Annotated in this window: 12 protein-coding genes, 1 pseudogene and 1 riboswitch; of the genes and pseudogenes, 7 read left to right on the top strand and 6 right to left on the bottom strand. The window is 72.0% G+C overall.

Translation table 11 applies throughout. From position 1 onward, the window contains the following. Positions 1–135: 135 nt before the first annotated feature. Complete coding sequence (locus ACH4YP_RS33855) at positions 136–7,371, bottom strand: SDR family NAD(P)-dependent oxidoreductase (RefSeq protein ID WP_398494640.1); 7,236 nt, start codon at positions 7,369–7,371, stop codon at positions 136–138. A gap of 896 nt (positions 7,372–8,267) precedes the next feature. Between ACH4YP_RS33855 and ACH4YP_RS33850 the strand changes: the two genes are divergently transcribed. The 3 genes from ACH4YP_RS33850 (at position 8,268) to ACH4YP_RS33840 (ending at position 11,988) form a co-directional block, all read left to right on the top strand. Further along, positions 8,268–9,545 carry a tetratricopeptide repeat protein gene (locus tag ACH4YP_RS33850; protein ID WP_398494639.1) on the top strand — a complete coding sequence of 426 codons (1,278 nt, stop codon included), beginning with the start codon at positions 8,268–8,270 and terminating at the stop codon, positions 9,543–9,545. Next, entirely contained in the window at positions 9,542–10,618 is a 1,077-nt protein-coding gene (locus ACH4YP_RS33845; RefSeq protein WP_398494637.1) for a polyprenyl synthetase family protein, read from the top strand. Before ACH4YP_RS33850 ends, ACH4YP_RS33845 begins: the two co-directional genes overlap by 4 nt. Positions 10,619–10,749: 131 nt before the next feature. Then, positions 10,750–11,988, top strand: coding sequence for a hypothetical protein (locus ACH4YP_RS33840; protein ID WP_398494635.1), 1,239 nt, complete (start codon positions 10,750–10,752; stop codon positions 11,986–11,988). A 294-nt stretch (positions 11,989–12,282) separates the two neighbouring features. Here the strand turns inward: ACH4YP_RS33840 and ACH4YP_RS33835 are convergent, their stop codons facing one another. Together ACH4YP_RS33835 and ACH4YP_RS33830 are read right to left on the bottom strand one after the other, a co-directional pair. Beyond that, a complete protein-coding gene (locus ACH4YP_RS33835; protein WP_398494633.1) occupies positions 12,283–12,510 on the bottom strand; it encodes a hypothetical protein in 228 nt (75 codons plus the stop codon). A 128-nt stretch (positions 12,511–12,638) separates the two neighbouring features. Next, on the bottom strand, positions 12,639–12,935 hold the full coding sequence (locus ACH4YP_RS33830; protein ID WP_361073105.1) for a hypothetical protein: 297 nt from the start codon (positions 12,933–12,935) through the stop codon (positions 12,639–12,641). 186 nt (positions 12,936–13,121) lie between these two features. On the opposite strand from ACH4YP_RS33830, the gene ACH4YP_RS33825 reads away from it, so the two are divergent. Continuing rightward, positions 13,122–13,496: a nuclear transport factor 2 family protein gene (locus ACH4YP_RS33825; protein ID WP_361073103.1), complete on the top strand. Its 375-nt coding sequence runs from the start codon at positions 13,122–13,124 to the stop codon at positions 13,494–13,496. 21 nt (positions 13,497–13,517) lie between these two features. Here the strand turns inward: ACH4YP_RS33825 and ACH4YP_RS33820 are convergent, their stop codons facing one another. Then, on the bottom strand, positions 13,518–14,051 hold the full coding sequence (locus tag ACH4YP_RS33820; RefSeq protein WP_398494631.1) for a MarR family winged helix-turn-helix transcriptional regulator: 534 nt from the start codon (positions 14,049–14,051) through the stop codon (positions 13,518–13,520). Between the two features lie 93 nt (positions 14,052–14,144). Here ACH4YP_RS33820 and ACH4YP_RS33815 point away from each other — a divergent pair, with 93 nt between their 5' ends. Continuing rightward, the gene (locus ACH4YP_RS33815) at positions 14,145–14,999 is read left to right on the top strand and encodes a hypothetical protein (protein WP_398494629.1); all 855 of its coding nucleotides are present in this window, start codon (positions 14,145–14,147) and stop codon (positions 14,997–14,999) included. A gap of 15 nt (positions 15,000–15,014) precedes the next feature. After that, positions 15,015–15,101: riboswitch (ZMP/ZTP riboswitch) on the top strand. Between the two features lie 21 nt (positions 15,102–15,122). Continuing rightward, complete coding sequence (locus ACH4YP_RS33810; protein WP_398494627.1) at positions 15,123–15,971, top strand: bifunctional 5,10-methylenetetrahydrofolate dehydrogenase/5,10-methenyltetrahydrofolate cyclohydrolase; 849 nt, start codon at positions 15,123–15,125, stop codon at positions 15,969–15,971. Here ACH4YP_RS33810 and ACH4YP_RS33805 read toward each other — a convergent pair whose 3' ends face one another. Together ACH4YP_RS33805 and ACH4YP_RS33800 are read right to left on the bottom strand one after the other, a co-directional pair. Next, the gene (locus ACH4YP_RS33805) at positions 15,972–17,009 is read right to left on the bottom strand and encodes a CU044_5270 family protein (RefSeq protein WP_398494625.1); all 1,038 of its coding nucleotides are present in this window, start codon (positions 17,007–17,009) and stop codon (positions 15,972–15,974) included. Continuing rightward, positions 17,002–17,565: an RNA polymerase sigma factor gene (locus tag ACH4YP_RS33800; protein ID WP_398494623.1), complete on the bottom strand. Its 564-nt coding sequence runs from the start codon at positions 17,563–17,565 to the stop codon at positions 17,002–17,004. Before ACH4YP_RS33800 ends, ACH4YP_RS33805 begins: the two co-directional genes overlap by 8 nt. A 106-nt stretch (positions 17,566–17,671) precedes the next feature. On the opposite strand from ACH4YP_RS33800, the pseudogene ACH4YP_RS33795 reads away from it, so the two are divergent. Continuing rightward, positions 17,672–17,859: pseudogene (locus tag ACH4YP_RS33795) on the top strand (cytochrome ubiquinol oxidase subunit I); the annotation flags it as partial.

The raw sequence follows: 17,859 nt of genomic DNA, 5'->3' as shown, positions 1-17,859 counted from the left end.
ACGATGGCGACGGGGGACGGAAGTTGACGCCCCCTCAACTGATCCCGGCCCAATTGATCCCGGCCGAGTTGATCCCGTTGCGCCTGAACCCGTCGCGCCTGATCCCGGTCCGCTCGATCCGTCAGGTCGCTCATGTCACCAGCCAGACGAGGTGTAGACGACGGCTCCGGCCGACTCGTCGCCCCAGGCGAGTTCACGCAGCAGCGCCGCGGTGCCCTCCTCGGGGTCGATCAGCTTGATCCCGCGCCTGGCGTACTCGCGTCCGAGTTCCGGGGTCACCATTCCGGCGTGACCGCCGGTCGGTGCCCACGGTCCCCAGTGCACGGTCAGGGCACGGTGACCGGTGCGGGCGGCCCAGTCTTGGCCGAGGCTCTGCAGGGCGTCGTTGGCGGCCGCGTAGTCGACCTGGCCGCGGTTGCCGAGGACGGCCGAGACGCTGCCGAACAGGACGGCGAACGCGGGCCCGTTCGGGAACTCCTCCAGCGCTGTCAGCAGGGTCTCCGCGCCGCTCGTCTTCGTGTCGTACACGCGCCGGAAGGACTCGGCGGTCTTGTCGGCGATCAGCCGGTCCTCGATCACTCCGGCCGCGTAGACGACACCGTCGAGCCGGCCGTGCTCGGCGTGGATCTCCTTCACCGCCTGGAGCGCGGCGTCCGGCTCCCGGAAGTCCACGGAGTGGTAGCGGGCCGTACTGCCGAGCGCCGTCAGCTCGGCCAACGTGGCTGTGATCTCCCGCTGGGCCAGGACGAGTTCGGCTTCGCGGTTGATGTCGGCGGGCGTCACTCCACCGCCCGCACGGGCGGCGAGCACCGTACGCAGAGCGGCGCGGTCCACCGCGGCGGCGATGTCCGGGGCCTCGGGTCCGGTCGGCGCCGGAGTCCGGCCGAGCAGTTCGATACGGCACCGGGAAGCCGCGGCGAGCGCGGTGGCGAAGGTCGCGGTGATGCCGCGGGCCCCGCCGACCAGCAGCACCACGGAGTCCCGGTCGAGACCGATGGCGGCGGCCTCGGCGGCCCCGTCACCCGCCGGTCCGGCGCCGGTGGTGCCGAGGGGGCCCAACGGCGTCTCCACGAGGTCCAGTCCATGGCGACCGGCCGCCGTGCGCAGGACGACCGGAGCCGGGTCGGGCGCGAGCACTTCGGCCAGCAGCGCGTCGGCGACCGCGGACGGCGTGGTGTCTTCGAGGTCGACGACCCGCGCGACGGTCTCCGGGTACTCGCGTGCGACCGTACGGAACAGGCCGTGCAGCCCTGCCGACCGGAGGCCCGGGGAGTCCGGGGAGTCCGGGGAGACCCCGTCGGCGGGCCGGGCGGCGAGCAGCCAGCGCGGGCCCCGGCGCAGGGCTGCCTGGAACACGGGGAATGCGTGAGGCAGCACCGGTGACGAGGAATCGGCGAGGGAGTCGAGATACAGCACCCCGTCCACCCGGCCGTCCGCCTCGGTCAGCAGGTGCTCCGGGCCGAGGACCACGGCGTCGGCTCCGTACCCCGCAAGCCGGGCGTGGACCTCCTGGGACACATCCCCGCTCTCGTCGCCGAGGAGGACGAACCGCTTTCCGGCCAGTACGGCGGACGGTTCCGCCGAACCGTCACCGTCCTGCTGCTCCAGGAGCACGGGCCGGAGCTGAAACCGTTTCGGCGCCTCGCCGGTGACCTCCAGCGACTGCGGCGTCTCGGTCTGCCCGACCGCCGCACCGTCGCGTAGCACCTCCGGCTGTCCGGTCGTACGCGGAGCGGTACTCGGAGTCTGAGGCGTACTCGGAGCCGTACCCGGAGTCGGAGCCACGCTGGCGGAGGGTTCGGCGGGCCCCACGAGGCGTGCGGCGAGCCAGCCCGTCACCGACGCGGCCGTACGGGCCTTCGCCAGGTCCTCCAGTTCCGCGTCGTCCAGCCCGGCAATGTCCACGCCGCCCCCGGCGCCCAGGCGCCTGGCCAGTTCACCGGCGATTTCGGCCCGCTTGATGGAGTCGATGCTGAGGTCGGCCTCCAGGTCGAGATCGGGCTCGATCATGTCCACGGGATAGCCGGTGCGCTCGCTGATGATCTCCAGCACGACCGCCAGGACGTCCGCTTCCGTGACGGCTGCCGTGGCCCCTGCTGTGACCGCCTCGGTGGCGGGCGTCTCGGCGGAGGCGGGCGCTGCCGCCATCTCCCGCCCCGGAACCGGCAGTTGGGCCACGGGCAGCTCAGCGGCCGGTACGGCCTGCTGGTGGGTGGCGACCGCTGCGGGCGCGACGGGTGCGCCGGGCCCGGGAACCCACTCCCCCGCCGTGGCCCCCAAGTAGGTCAGCAGCACGTCCCGCTGGGCGGCCACCATCTCCCGGCTGGTGCGCAGATATTCGACGATCAGCGCGTCCTTGTCGGCCGGGACGCCGTCTCCGTGGCTCGCGTGGTTCGAGTGGCTCGTCGTCACTGTCGTCTCCACAACGCGTCGGGCCGGTGCGAGGGCACCGGGGAGGAGTTCTCCGGCGGCCGTACGGACCAGCTGCCCGTCGACCGTCCAGCCGGGCCGTTTGGGTTCCGGGGTCCGGGTCGCGTCGGCGGCGTCGCGTCCCTGGAACAGCCATCCGGTGCGTACCGGCAGCCCCGCCACTGCCAGTTGGGCCAGCGCGTCGAGCCAGCCACGCAGTCCGCTGTCGTGGCGCGGCTCGCACGCGACGGTGCGGTGCGGGCGGTCGCCGAGGATCTGCGTGACCAGCCGGGTGAGTACGGAGCCGGGGCCGGCCTCGACGAAGATCCTCGCCCCGGCCTCGTACATGGCCTCGATCTGTGCGACGAATCCGACCGGGGCGCCGATCTGGGCGGCGAGTTCCGCGCGGATCTCGTCGGCGTGGTCGCCGTACGGGGCCGCGGTGCGGTTGGACCACACCGGGAACTCGGGCGGACGCACGGGCCGGCTCGCGAGTGACTCGGCGAACCGCACTCCACCTGCGGCCACCACCGGACTGTGGAAGGCGCAGGCGACAGGGATGCGTTCGGCGCGGTGCCCCGCCGCTCGCAGCAGCCGCACAGCGGTGGCCATCGCCTCCGTCGGTCCGGAAATCACCGTCTGCCGGGGCGAGTTGTGGTTGGCGACGACAACCGTCTCGGGGGCATCTGTCTCGCGAAGTGCCCGTTCGACATCTTCGGCACCGGCCGCGACCGCCGCCATGGTTCCGGGGTCCTCGCCGACGGCCGAGAGGATCGCCGCCGCCCGCTCGGCGCTCAGCTCAAGGAGCGCCTCCGGTGTGATCGCGCCCGCCGCGCAGAGGGCGACCAGCTCGCCGTAGCTGTGTCCGGCCGCCATGTCCGGGTGGACCCCGGCCGCGGTGAGCAGCGCGTGGGCGGCGAGTCCGGCGATGCCCAGCGCGGGCTGGGCGACCCGGGTGTCGGTGATCCCGGCCCGCTGGCGCTCCCGGGCAGCCGTGTCGAAGGCGGCGGGCGGGTACAGCGCGTCGGCGTGCTCGCGGCCGAGGTGCAGGTAGTGCTGGAGTTCGGGGAAGGCGATGAACACGTCCGCGAGCATCCCGGGCCGCTGGCTGCCCTGGCCCGGGAAGAGGAACGCGACCTTGCCGTCGGCAGCCGCCGGTCGACGCGGACCGGGCTGCGCCTGCCCCGCGTCCGAACCCGCCTGCCCCGCGCTCGCGTTCCCCTGCTCGCTTCCGCCGGCCGGGGCTCGTCCGGCGTCCGCGAGGTGGATGCCACCGGCCGGATCGTGCTCGCCCGCCAGAGCCCGGCGCAGTTGGCCGGTCAGTCCGTCTACGTCGGTGGCGACGACGGCCACCTGGACCGGTTCGTGGCGGGCGTCGGCACGGCGGGACGCGCTCAGCGCGAGGTCGCGCAGGCGCCACGGGCGGCCGTCGGTCTCGGCGGCCTTGAGTACCTCCTCGACGGCTCGCCGGGCCACCGCCGGATCCGTACCGCGGAAGGTGAACAACTCGGCGGGCCAGCTGTCCTGGCCGTGGGCGGGCGGTTCGGCGGCCGAGTGGGCGCCGAGCACCACATGGAAGTTGGTCCCGCCGAAGCCGAACGCGCTGAGCCCGGCGACCCGTTCATCGGCCGGGACCGCCCAGGGCCGTGGCCGCGCGTGAAAGACGAACGGGCTGCTCTCCTCCTGCCAGGCCGGGTTCGGCCGTTTCATGTGCAGGGTGGGCGGCTTGACTCCCGTGTACAGGGACAGCACGGTCTTGATCAGACCCGCGAGACCGGCGGCGCACTTGGTGTGCCCGATCTGCGACTTGACCGAACCGAGCGCGCAGCCACCCGACTCGGCCCCGGCCTCGGTGAACACCTCGCTGAGAACGGTCAGTTCGGTACGGTCACCGACCACGGTCCCGGTGCCATGGGCCTCGACCAGGCCGACGTCGGCCGGTGAGATCCCCGCGTTGCGGTAGGCCCGCTCCAGCGCGGCGCGCTGCCCCTCGGGGCGGGGTGCCGTCAGGCCGAGCGAGCGGCCGTCGCTGGAGCTGCCGACTCCCTTGATCACGCCGTAGATCCGGTCGCCGTCCCGTTCGGCGTCCGAGAGCCGCTTGAGTACGACACAGGCGATGCCCTCGCCCAGGGCGATCCCGTCCGCCGAGCTGTCGAAGGCCCGCGACCGGCCGGTCGGGGAGAGCGCGTGCACGGAGGAGAAGAGGACGTAGTCGTTGATGCCGTTGTGCAGATCGGCGCCCCCGCACAGCACCACGTCACTCGTACCGCCGACGAGTTCCTTGCACGCCACGTCGACGGCGGCCAGCGACGACGCGCACGCCGCGTCGACCGTGTAGTTGGCGCCGCCCAGGTCCAGCCGGTTGGCGATCCGCCCTGAGATGACGTTGGCCAGCATGCCGGGAAAGGAGTCCTCGGTGAGCCGGGGCAGTTGCCCGTCCAGACCGCCGGGTATCTCCCCGTAGAAGGACGGCAGTACGGCGCGCAGGGTGGCGGCGTTGGAGAGGTCGCTGCCCGCTTCGGCGCCGAAGACCACGGAGGTCCGCGACCGGTCGAAGCCCCGGCCCCGCTCCCCGTATCCGGCGTCCTCCAGTGCCCGTCGCGCGGCCTCGAGTGCCAGCAGCTGTACGGGTTCGATGCTGCCCAGCGAGGTCGGCGGGATGCCGTAGCGCAGCGGGTCGAAGGGGATCCGCGGCAGGAAACCGCCCCACTTGGAGGGGGTGGCGCCTTTCGCGTCGTCCGAGTAGTGCACGGCGGGGTCCCAGCGGTCGGCGGGGACCTCGCCGACGCCGTCGTGGCCGCCGAGGATGTTCGCCCAGTAGGCGGCGAGGTCGGGGGCTCCCGGGAACATGCAGGCCATGCCGACCACGGCGACGTCCAGCGGCTGGGGCACCGCGGGCTCCTCGATCGTGTCCATCCCGAGGCGTTCCCGGAGCAGGGCCGCGCGGGCGGCGAGGAATCCCGCCGCGCCGGTGGTGACCGAGCCGTGCAGCGCGCCGATCGTGGTGGCCGCCGAGCGCAGCACGGCCACTTCCCCGGCCATGAACATGCCCTCGGAGAGCTGGCGTTCCTCGGCCACGGCCGCCAGTTCACCGGTGGCGTCCCGCTCGATCCCCTTGCTGGCGATGCGCAGCCGCCCGACGTTGAGCCGTTCCAGTTCCTCCCAGATCCGCCGCTCGGGCACGCCGCGCTCGCGCAACTCCGCCTCGAACTCCCGGTAGTTCTCGCTGAACGGGCTGGGCACACAGCGGGTCGCGTGGCCGGGCGCGGTCTCCAGCAGCGCGGTGCGTGTCGCGGCCATGACATGCCGCTGGAAGAGTGGCTGAACCGCCCCGCACTCCACCGCTTCGTCGGTGAACAGATAGGCGGTGCCCATCAGGACGCCGACGGCGGCCCCGCGCGCGGTCAGTGGAGCGGCGAGCGCGGCGACCATCGCCGACGAGCGCTCGTCGTGGACGCCGCCCGCGAAGAACACCTCGACGCGTTCGGCCGTTTCGGCGTCCGCCCCGTCCAAGAAGTCTTCCAGTACGGCGAGTTGGGCCTCCCACAGGGGGAAGCTCGCGCGCGGTCCGACGTGGCCGCCGCATTCGGAGCCCTCGAAGACGAACCGGCGGGCTCCGGCGTCGAGGAACTGGCGGAGCAGTCCCGGCGAGGGCACATGCAGGAAGGTCCTGATCCCCGCCCGCTCCAGCGCCTCGGCCTGGGACGGTCGTCCGCCCGCGATGATCGCGTGCGTGGGCCGCAGCTCCCGTACGGCTTCGAGCTGGGCGTTTCTGGTCTCCTCGGGTGCGAAGCCGAGCACGCCGACACCCCACGGCCGGTCGGCCACGGCGGCTCGGGTCTCCTCCAGGACCGCACGCGTCTGCTCGCCGCTCGCGAGGGCCAGCGCGACGAACGGCAGGGCGCCGTCCCCGGCGACGGCGGCGGCGAACCGCGCCTGGTCGCTGACCCGGGTCATCGGCCCCTGGGCGACGGGCACACGCGTGCCGAGCGCCCGGCTCATCGGGGACCCGGGACGCAGTGCGCCGCCCGGCCCGTCGTCGCGTACGGCGTCCCGTACGGAGGTGGTCAGGGCGCGGACCGTCCGGCCCGCGTCGCCCCAGCGCTCCGCGAAGCGGGCGGCGAGGAAGCCGTCCTGACCGACCGGCAGGAGCTGGGTACGCGGATCCTGGGCACCGAGCATCCCCGACACGAGCGGCGGATCGTCGGCCGGGACGCGCGGGGTGTCCGGGCCCCGCCGGTGCAGCACCCGGTGTCCGCCCACCACGACCGTCTCCGAACCGTCCATGGACCGCAGTGCCGCGGCGGCCGGCTCCGGAAGCCTCGCCTCGGCGAGCAGCGCCAGCTGGCTGTCCAGGACCACTCCGGCCGCCCCGCCGGCCACGGCGGCCGCCGCCGTACGGGGGCCGATGCCGCCGCAGGCCCAGACGGGGAGGTCCACGCCGGGCTCGGCGAGCAGCTGTTGGAGCAGGACGAAGGTGCTGAGCTCGCCGGTCCGGCCGCCGCTCTCGCCGCCGCGGGCGATCAGGCCGTGCGCTCCGGCGCGGACCGCCGCCAGAGCCTGCTCAAGGTCCGCGACCTCCACCAGGACTCGGTATGTCGCGGTGACCTCGTCGATCTGCCATGGCGAATCCGCACCGAGGACGACGGTATGGAGGCCATCGTCGTCGAGCTTTCCCGGCTTTCCGTTCTTCTTTCCAGGCGCGAATTCCCCGGGTTCGAGTTTCCCAGGAACGAGTTCTCCGGGAGCGATCCCGCAGTGCGTTCCGACCCGTACTCCGAACGGTCCTGGTGCCCAGCGCCGGAGGGCTGCCAGCGCCTCTCTGGCTCTTCGGTCACCGGTCCCCAGGTCAAGTACGCCTAGACCGCCCGCACGGCTGACGGCGGCGGCAAGCCTGGCTTCGGGTTCACCGAACGGGGTGATTCCAATGATCATGTCCTCGGCGCGCACAGCAGACGTCATGATTCTCCGAAATAATCGGTGAGACTGCACGGTGGGGGGTGCCTGGAGACGACGAATTGGCCCACGCGGACATACACCGTCTACGCGGTGCCGGAGGAAACTCCCACGCGAAAACCAACCCGTTGGAAGCTAGCGCCATACTTACCCGCCGGTCAACATCGCGCCGACCTCCCGCTACGCCGTGGAATCGAACCGGCCAGGCCCCGTCGGTCCTCAAGAACCGAAAACCCGGCCAATTGCAATCAGTCACTACGCTAGTCGGACGACAACGCCGCAAGTCCGCCAAAAGCAGCGTCATGATTCACCCACGTGAAACACGGACGACAGTGTGACGCCACTCTGTGAAATTCACATGTCCGCACGACGAGTCCCTGTCAGACCGCACACCGAAGATCAGCACGCGGCGCGATGTCGAGAAACAAATCCCCACACATCTGACTTCATCGCGGGACACCGCTCCGGCTCATTCACGGGGATTTCCCTTTCACTCACCCTCCCCCCGAACCGCCGACAGGATTTTACCTCTCCGCAACCGCAGGACGTTTCAGGAATCCTCCCGCCGACATCGCCGGATCACACTTCGGATCAATCGGTCGAATCGCTCCCGAGAAACCAATCGCTCCAGCCGGTCACGCCAATCCGGCCGGAGGCCCGGACCCACCACGGCCGCGCCCCGCCCCGACTGTGATCTACACCGCAGAGGCAACCCCGCCGCCGACACCGACGTCTTGATCGACAACGAAATGGCGCGGCGGCGCCGGTGACCCGTCACCCCAGGGCCCATGACCCAGGGGTGGAAAACAGGACACTATACACATCGCGTATACACGCCATGTATACCCACACGAAGTCAGGCCCGCCGCCTCGTTCGAGCATCGGCAGACCGAAAGGCACGCATGTACGGCAAGGCATTCGCACCCGAGTACCAAGGTGCGCTCACCACCCTGTCCGTGAACTCCTCCCTGGTCGACGTACTGGCCGCGGGCACCGAGCAGTTGGCCGCCGCCGAGCGCGCCGGAGCCCGGGGAGAGGTGGCGCGCTCGGGTCTCGCGGTCGCGGAGGCGCACCGGCGGCTCGGGCAGGTGGGCGACGCCGACCGCGCGTGGAAGGCGAGTTACCGCGCGGCCCGGGAGGCCGGGGACACGGCCGCGATGGCATGGGCCCTGTGGAGCGGCGGCACACTGGCACGCCAGCGCGGCGCGTTCCCCCTCGCCTGGCGGCTGCTGGGGCTCGCGGCCGAGTTCGGCGAACGCGGCGGCGACATCGTCGTACGCGGCTACTCGCTCGCCGGGATGGCGGAGACGGGCCGCATCCAGGGCGACTACGAGGCGGTCGGCGCGCTGCACGAGCAACTCCTGGCCGAGGCACGCAAACGCGGCGAGGCGCGGCACACCGTGTGGGCCCTGGAGGGCATCGCGCAGATACACCGCAACACCGGCTCGTACGACACCGCGTACGCGATGTTCGAGGAGGCCGCGGAGATCGCCGGGCGGGCCGACGACCGGCGTGGCCACGCTTGGGCGCTGCGCGGCCTGGCCGACATCGTGTCCGTCCGCGACGGGGATGCCGAGCGCGCGCTCGACCTGCTCGCCGAGGCCGAGGTGACCTGCCGGGAGATGAACCTGTCGAGCGCGCTGGCGTACAACCACAAGATGCGCGGCAACGTCCTTTACCGGGACGGGCGTTACGCGGAGGCCCGGGACGTCTACACCCAGGCGCTGGCGGAGTTCCGCGCGATGAGCGAGCCCCGCGGGGAGGCCCTCTCCCGGCTCGGCCTCGCCAAGTCCCTCGCCCACCTGGGCCACGACCTCGACGACACGGCCGCCGAACTGGCCGATCTCGCCGAGGTGTTGGAACGCATCGGTCTGCGGCACGCCCGGCAGATGGTGGCCCGCGCACAGGCCGAGTTCGGCATCCCGACGCATACGGATGCGGATGCGGGTGCGGATGCGGGTGCGGATGTCCGGACGGCCCCGGTGCCGGACACAGGCACCCGGACCGGGAACGAGCCGAGCGTGCACTCCTCCGCCCTGGCAGCGGCGGACACGGCCACCACTACCGCCACCGCCACGCCAACTCCCGGCACCCCGGCCACCACCGTCGCGGAGACGGACACGGCAGCGGTTGCGGGCACCCCCGCAACCGCCCCCACAGGCACGGAGGTTCGGCGATGACGGTGACGACCTCCGCGCTGTATCCGCCCGTCTCGGCCACGGCCGACGCCGAGCGGGCCGTTCAACTCCTGGACCACAGCCGGGCGTTGGTGCGCCCCGCGCTGGCCGAGGCGGTCGGGCGGCTGCACCCGTGGGTGGGTGAGATGGCGGCGTACTCCTTCGGCTGGTGCGAGGCCGGTGGCGCGCCCGCCGTGGCGGCGGGCGGCAAGGGGCTGCGGCAGGCCCTGGCCGTCCTGGGCGCGGAGGCGGCCGGGGCACCCGCGAGTGCGGGAGTGAGCGCGGCCGTCGCGGTGGAGCTGGTGCACGTGTTCTCGTTGCTCCACGACGACATCATGGACGGCGACGCCACCCGGCGCGGCCGCCCCACCGTCTGGAAGGCGTACGGCACGGGCCCCGCCGTCCTCACGGGGGACGCCCTGTTCGCCCTGGCCGTGGAGACCCTGGCCGCCGCGCCCGGCGGCCACGTCCCGTCGGCCGTCCGCCACCTGTCCACCGCGCTCAACGATCTCGTGAGCGGTCAGGCCGACGACCTGCTCTTCGAGTCCCGCCCCTGGACGGGCCCGGAGGCGGTCGGCCCCGACGAGTACCGGGCGATGGCCGAGCACAAGACCGGCGCGCTGCTGGGCTGCGCCGCCGCCCTGGGTGCCGTACTCGCCGGAGCCCCGGCGGCGACGGTCACCGCGCTCGACCGCGCCGGCCGTCACCTCGGCGTGGCCTTCCAGGTGATCGACGACCTCCTGGGCATCTGGGGCGACCCCGCCGTCACGGGCAAGCCGGTCCACGCCGACCTGCGTCGGCGCAAGAAGACGTTCCCGGTTCTGGCGGCTCTCGACACCCCGGCCGCCGTCCGCCCCCTCGCCCGCCTCCTGGAGGGCGCCGAAGAGCTCGACGACGCGACCGCCCACCGGGCCGCGGCCGTGATCGAGGAGGCCGGTGGCCGGAACGCCGCACTGGCCGAAGCCCATCGTCACATCGCCCACGTCCACGCGTGCCTCGACAGCCTCCCCACGGCTTCGCACGCGGCCGACGATCTGCGTGAGCTGCTGGCTTTCCTCGTACGTCGCGAGATGTGACCAACTCCTTTGTCACACCGGCCTCTTGACGCCGCAGAAAGCCCTTGCCACACTCACCGCCCGCCACAGAAAACGCTTGCTACGACGCTGTCGCGCGGGCGGCGGACCCCCACACAGGAGAAGAAGACGAGATGGGACGCAGAGCCGCACCTCACCTCATCGGCAAGACCGCCCAGACCACCAGGGCTGCCCAACCCCCCACGACCGCCAGAGCCCGCGGGAGGCGGGCCGGCGTCACCGTCGCATGCGCGACCGCCCTGCTCACCGGGGCAGCCCTGCTCACGGCCCCTGCGAGCGCGGCCCCGCGGCAGGCGGCGGCAGCGTGCGGCGAGGGCTCGTACCAGGCCGAGGCCGTGCTGAGCGGCAGCACCTGGACCGCCCGGCGCGGCAGCAGTGTCACGTACACCGGTACCGACATGCGGGCCGCGATGCAGGCGGCCGTCAACAGCCTTACGGCGGGCCGCACTTCGAAGGAACGGGTCGTGGTGCGCGGCTCGGGCGCCATCGGTGCCGGCTCCCGGGTCTCCCTGCCGAGCTACACCGTGCTCGACGTGTGCGGCAGCATCGACGTCACCGGTTCGGGCTCCGGCGACCAGGCCCCGGTCTACGCACGCGGCGCCCGGGACATCGAGGTCCAGCATCTGAACCTCACCGGCACCCCGCTCTACGGCATCTTCATGCGCAACGTCACCAACGTCGTGCTCGGCCAGATCGACATGCGCCTCTCCCGCGGTCTCGGCGTACGCATCGACAACCGCGGCGACACCAGCCAGTGGACACGCAACGTCCGGATCGACGACGTGTACGTCTCCGGGGCCAGCAGCCACGCCGTGGAGACGTACGGGGTCGACGGCCTCACCATCGGCACGGTCACCGCGCGCAACGTGGGCGAGTCCGGTCTCCTGCTGAACCAGACCGTCAACGCGACGGTCACGAAGGTCGACGCGGACGGCGCGGGCGCCGGTACGGGTTACGCGGCCTTCCGCATGGCCAACCGCAACGGCCGGATCGGCAGCGGGTACCCGACCAACGTGCGGGTCGGCGAGGTCGTCGCGCGCGGTGGCGGCCGGGGCGTCTTCTGCGTCTCCGAGAGCGGCGGCGCGACCATCGACCGCGTGACCATCTCCGACACCGGCAACAACGCGATCCTGATCGAGAACTGCCACAACGTGAACCTCGCCGCCCAGAGCGGCAGTGTCACGGGCGGCGGCGAGATCCGGCTGGCCGCACGCTCGGAGTTCCCGAACAACTCGGACATCACCGTCCAGAACCTGAGGGTGGCCAACTCCTCGATCCGGGAGAGCCCTTGCGGTGACAACACCACGTTCCACAACAACACCCTGGTCGACAGCACCCAGAGCATCTGCTGACGTCCGCCGGGGCAGGCACGGCGGTCAGTACGGCAGGAGTCGGCTCGAGGGAGTCCTGCGGTCGATCGTCGTGTCTCGGGCGGTGGTCGTGCGGCGGGTGGGGCGGATGCGGATCCGGCGGTTCATGACGGCCTCCTCATTCCTGGTACCACCCAGCCTCCGCGCCGCCGCGGCCCCGCACATCGTGCCCATGGAGGCCTTCGCCCTGGTCCCGTGGCGGCAGTCGCCGGGGACCAGGTACTCCTCCGGAAGGACGTGGGCCCCTGTACGCGGCCCCTCACCCGCGCGCGGCTGTCAGGGGCGGCTCGGCTCCGGCCCCCAGTAGGAGGGGCCTCCGCCACGCCACTCGATGAGCGGTGACACCGCGAGCTCGTTCTCGTCGAACTCCAGGCCCGCGCGGCGCAGGAACTCGACGACGTCCGGGAGGTTCATGGCGACGCCGATCGACTCGCCGTGGACCGTCACGCGCCGCCCGCCCTCCTCCTGCGGCGGGTGCACGACCACTACGGGATGTTCCGACATGCCCTCAGCCTCACCCGCTCCGCCCCGGCGCGCATCCGGGGCCCCACCACCTGGCCGAGAACGACGTCGGCGTGTGCCTCCCCACGAGGCACACGCCGACGGACCGGGCCGTTCTGTACGGGACGGCTCTACTCGAACGCCCCGACCAGTCCCATGGCGGGGGCGGCGAGGTCGGTGACCTGGTGCAGCTGCTCCAGCTGGTAGAGGCCGTTCAGCTCATTGAGCTTGTCGAGCTGGTCGGAGACCCTCGGCATCTGGGCCTTGTGCTCCGCGGGAAGGTCGCTCACCGCGAGCGAGTCGAGCATCGCGATGGGGTTCACCTTTCCCGTCTCCGGGGTGGTGGCAGCGCTCGCGGACGGTACGGCAAGGCCCGTGACGCCGATGGCGAGGCCAACGGCGGCGGCGATACGTCGTGTTGAGATCATGCCTACAGCAACGGTGGCGGGCCACTCACGGACACGGCCGCGCCCGGCCCCTCACCCGACAGGCGCATCGGCCCGCCTGCGCTTGCCGCGAGCGCCGTGCCGGAGGAGTCTCGAAGGTGGAGGCCCTCGACGGTCCGCTCCGTACCGGGCCGCGGCCTTCGCCAGTGGTCCACAAGGAGGTCCATCATGGGCACTGCGGCAAGCCCCGGCTTCGACACCGAAGCGCTGCGCCGGGGCATCGAAGGACAGGACGCGTCGGCGCTCCTGTCGCTGTACGCGGACGAGGCGGAAATGCGCGTCGTCGACCGCAACACCCAGCCCAGCCACCCCAAGGTCATGCACGGCCGCGAGCAGATCCGCGAGATGCTCGACGACGTCTACAGCCGCGACATGACACACAAGCTGGAACAGTGTGTGATCCAGGGCGACCATGTCGCCTTCACCGAGTCCTGCCAGTACGCGGACGGCACCAGGGTGCTCGCGAACTCGATGATGTCGCTGCGCGACGGGAAGATCGTCGACCAGACGGTGCTGCAGGCATGGGACGACGAAGAGCAGTAAGGGGTATGCCGAGGGTCCGGATCACGACCCGGCTGACCTGGACCTTTTCGGCTCAGTCGCGTCCGGGTCGGCCTCTGCGGCCTCGACCAGCTTCCGGAGCAGGTCGGCGAGTGTCCGCTTCTCTCCTGCTGTCAGCACTGAGAGCAGCGCGTTCTCGCCATGTTCTTCGGAGGCCGCGTGCCGCTCGAACGCGTCGTATCCCGCCGGGGTGAGCCGTACGTGGACCCGGCGGCGGTCGGCCGCGTCGTGCGTGCGCGTGATCAGGCCGGCGTCCTCCAGCGGGCCCAGCCGTGCCGACAGCGCGCCCCGGGTCAGACCCAGCAGGTCGGCGAGCCGTGACGGGCTCGTCCCGTAGGGCGGGCCGAGCCTGCGCAGGGTGAGCAGCACCTTGAACTGCCAGTGTCTGAGTCCGTCGGAGTCCAGGGTGTCCCGGCGGGCCTGGGCCGCGTGCCGCGCCAGGATGGCGAGCCGCGCGAAGATCGCCTCCTTGACCGGATCCATCCAGCCGAGTTCCTTGGACCAGAGCGCGACGTGCCGGTCGACCGAGTCACCCACCCGTTTCCTCCTGACGTCCCGGCGTCCCGATGTCCTGACGGCCGCCCGATAGTTTTCTTGTGGATAGTTTTTCTGATTACTACCTTCCTCGCCATGACGAAGACGAGTACGACCCAAGCCGTCCTTCCGGTGGACGAGGTCGTCGCCGCGGCGCGTGAGCTGGCCCGGGCCGGACGATGGCAGCGCGCCCTGGACCTCCTCGACGCGGCCGTGACGACCGACTCGCACAGCCGGGCGGCCCTCGCCGTCGCCGGGGCGGAGGTCGCTCTTGAGTACGACTGGTTCGGCGGTACGGACACCGCGGCCACGCGAATCGCCGCCGCGGACGAGGAGTTGGACGATTCGACGGCACCGGCCGGTCTCTGGGACCTGGACTTCGTACGGCTGCGGCACACGTACTTCCGGCTGCTCCTCGGTGATGGCACGTTCCGGTTCGGGCCGGCGGGCAAGGATCCCGCCGAGCTGGCGGAACTGCGGCGGTGTGCGCGTGAGTTGTGCGAGCGGGCGGCCGACGACGTGGGCCGGGGCTGGGCGCGGATGTACCTCGGGCTGATCGTCGACAACCTCTTCGCCGAGCGGGAAGCGGCGCCCGCGCACTACGAACTCGCCCTGAGCGCCGGGGAGTCGGGCGACGACCTGCTCGCCCGTGAGGCATTGCGGCATCTCGGCGACCACGACCACGACGACCTGGACCACGAGCGGGCACGGGAGCGCTGGACCCGGGCGACCACCCTCGGGGCGCGGGCGGGGAACGTCCCCGGCACCCTCTCCCAGCAGCTGCTCCTGGCCGTGCTGGCCCGCGACCGCGGCGACGAGGCGGGAGCCGCGGCCCTCGCGACCGAGGTGGCGCGCTGGGCGGGCGCGATCGGAGCCGTACGCATCGAGGCCCAGGCAACCGGCTTCCTGGCAGGCGTGGACCCGACGGCGGGGCCCGAGGACGAGTCCTGAACCTCGGCTAATGTGGACGTAGGCCGTGACTGGCGCTGAGGTGGAGTACCACCGGGGAGCGGCCCGACGCACACGTCTTCGCCGCGCGCCTGGGCATCTTCTTACGACGCTCAGGAGTGGCTCATGTCCCAGGCCCAGCTGATGGACGGCACCGGTCTCGCCCGGCGGATCGTCGAGGAGACGGCGAAGCGGGCGGCAGACCTCACCGGACGCACGGGGGTGGCGCCCTGTCTGGCCACCGTGCTGGTGGGTGAGGACCCCGCCTCCGTCACGTACGTACGCATGAAGCAGAACCGTTCCCGCAAGGCGGGCATCGAGTCGCGGCACGTGGCATTGCCCGCCGGGACCACAACGGCCGAGTTGATCGGCACGCTCACCGCGCTGTCCGCCGACCCCGCCGTACACGGCATTCTGTTGCAGCATCCGATGGGTCATCACATCGACGAGCGCGCGGCGTTCGAGGCGATCGCTCCGGAGAAGGACGTCGACGGGGTCACGCTGGCGTCGTTCTCCGCGATGAGCTTCGGCCTGCCGGGCTTCGCGTCGTGCACGCCCGGCGGGATCATGCGGCTCCTGGACGAGTACGACGTCGATCCGGCCGGCAAGCGGGCCGTCGTGGTGGGCCGCAGCGCGATCCTCGGCAAGCCGGTGGGCATGCTGCTGCTCGGCCGCGACGCCACGGTGACGTACTGCCACTCGCGCACGGCCGACCTGTCGGCGGTCGTGCGGGAGGCCGACATCGTGGTGGCCGCGGTGGGGCGGCCCCGGCTGATCCGCGGCGAGGACATCAAGCCGGGCGCGGTCGTCGTCGACGCCGGCTACAACCCCGGCAACATCGGCGACGTCGACTTCGACAGCGCCCGGGAGCAGGCCTCGCTCATCACCCCCGTGCCGGGCGGGGTCGGTCCGATGACGATCGCCACGCTGCTCGCCCAGACCGTCGAGGCGGCCACCCGGCAGACCGGCGCCTGATCACCGCATCCACGCGCTGTAGTCCATGACGTCGCCCGCCTTCAGTCCGTACTCGGGCTCGGCGACCGTGGCGGTGCTCTCCAGGCCGAGGACGGCACCGGTGACCGGATCCATGATCAGCATCTGCCGGGCCCCGGTCGCGTCGTACACGTACGCCTGACCGCTCCGGCCCAGGCGATCGGTCACCTGGCCGACGGGCCGCAGTCCGCCGTCGTCCGCGAGGAGCCGGGCGAGTGCCGCGTCCTCACGGGTGCCGAGGGTCCAGGTGTCGAGCAACAGCCGTGTGGCATCGAGCAGTTCGGGCGTGGTCAGCGGGGTGTCGGTGTGCTGCGCGTCCTGCAGATAGGCGCGCAGCCGCTTGGCGTCGTGCGGGGGCGGCGACTCGGGCGGGGCGTCACTCCAGCTCGGCGGGAAGGTCTGCTCGCTGATGACGTGTCCGTCGTCGACGAGGCCTGAATCGTCGTCCCCTTCGGCGAGGACCGGCCGGCCCGGGTGACGCGGGTCGGTCGCGACGACCAGTTCCGTGTGGCTGTCGTCCGCGTTCCACCGCACGATGCGCTCCACGGGGAGCGTGATCGGAGGCTTGTCCTCCGACATGCCCATGCTCCACGACTGCACATGTGTGCCCTTGCGCAGCCCGGACGAACCGTCCGCCGCGGCCTCGTCGGCCCGCTCGGCCAACCGGTCCAGCGGTACGGGGGTGGAGTCGGCCCGCACGACCAGCGGGCGCGGCGCGGCCACCGCGGGGGTGGTGCTCGGGCCCGCGAGGAGGAGCGCGAGGGAGGTCACGGCGACGGCCGCGGTCGTCGCGATGGCCCACACGAGACGCGTACGGCGGGGGCGGGGACCGCGCAGCAGCCGGCCGAGGCCGCTACGGTCGAGCAGGAAGCCGCCCGGCCTCGGGTGCTCGTCGGCCGCCGGTCCCACGAGCCGGCCGAGGCGGCGTTCGGCCTCGTGTCCCAGCGGTCCGTCGCCGAAGCGGGGGTCGCCGGGCGGCACCGGGTTGGCGCGGCGCAGCAGTTCGAGTTCGTCAGCCATGGCGCTGCTCCTTCGGGGTGTCGCGGCGAGACGTCGTGGGACCGGCGGCCACTGCGGTGCGCATGCCGTCGATCTCGGCTCTGAGCCGGCGGCGGGCGCGGTGCAGCCGCATCGCCGCCGCCCTGTTGCCGCAGCCGAGGGCCACGGCGACCTCCTCGATGCCGAGTTCCTCCCAGGTGGTGAGCCGCAGAACCTCCTGATCGGCGGGCGCCAGCCGGGCCAGCGCGTCGTGCACCCAGGCACCGGGCCGCTCCGAGTCGGGGCTGTCCACGATCTGCCGGCCGTGCGCGGTCTCGTCGTGACCGAGCCTGTCGACGAGTCGACGTCGGCGTCCGTAGCCGCGTACCGCGTTGGACAGGCAGTTGCGTGCCACGCCGTACAGCCAGGGAAGCGGGGACGCGGGCAGGTCGGACCGGCGTCGCCAGGCGACGGTGAAGACCTCCGCCACCACTTCCTCGACTTCGCTCGTCCGGCCGTCCAGTCGCCGCGCAACGTACCGGCTGACCGCCCAGTAGTGCTCGCGATAGGCAGCGGCGAAGGTCTCGTCGTTGCTCATGTCATGTAGGTGTCCGGCAGTCTCTCGATCGTCACACCCGTATGCGGTGATCCTTGTCGCTCCGCTCAAGTGTGACGCCTGGACGGGCCTCGGACACAGGCGGGGTATGGAGAGCAACACTGTCACCGCGGCGCTCGCGCCCCCGCGTGCGGGCCGTCGCCCGGGCCTCGCCGCCGTCCGCTGGCTGACCACCACGGATCACAAGACGATCGGTACGTTGTACCTGGTCACGTCGTTCGCGTTCTTCTGCATCGGCGGCGTGATGGCGCTGTTCATGCGCGCCGAGCTGGCCCG

Source organism: Streptomyces sp. NPDC020747 (assembly GCF_044334695.1).
In the GTDB taxonomy this organism is placed as follows: domain Bacteria; phylum Actinomycetota; class Actinomycetes; order Streptomycetales; family Streptomycetaceae; genus Streptomyces.
The sequence above is the reverse complement of the archived record's forward strand: the minus strand, read 5'-3'. Positions and strand labels throughout refer to the sequence as shown.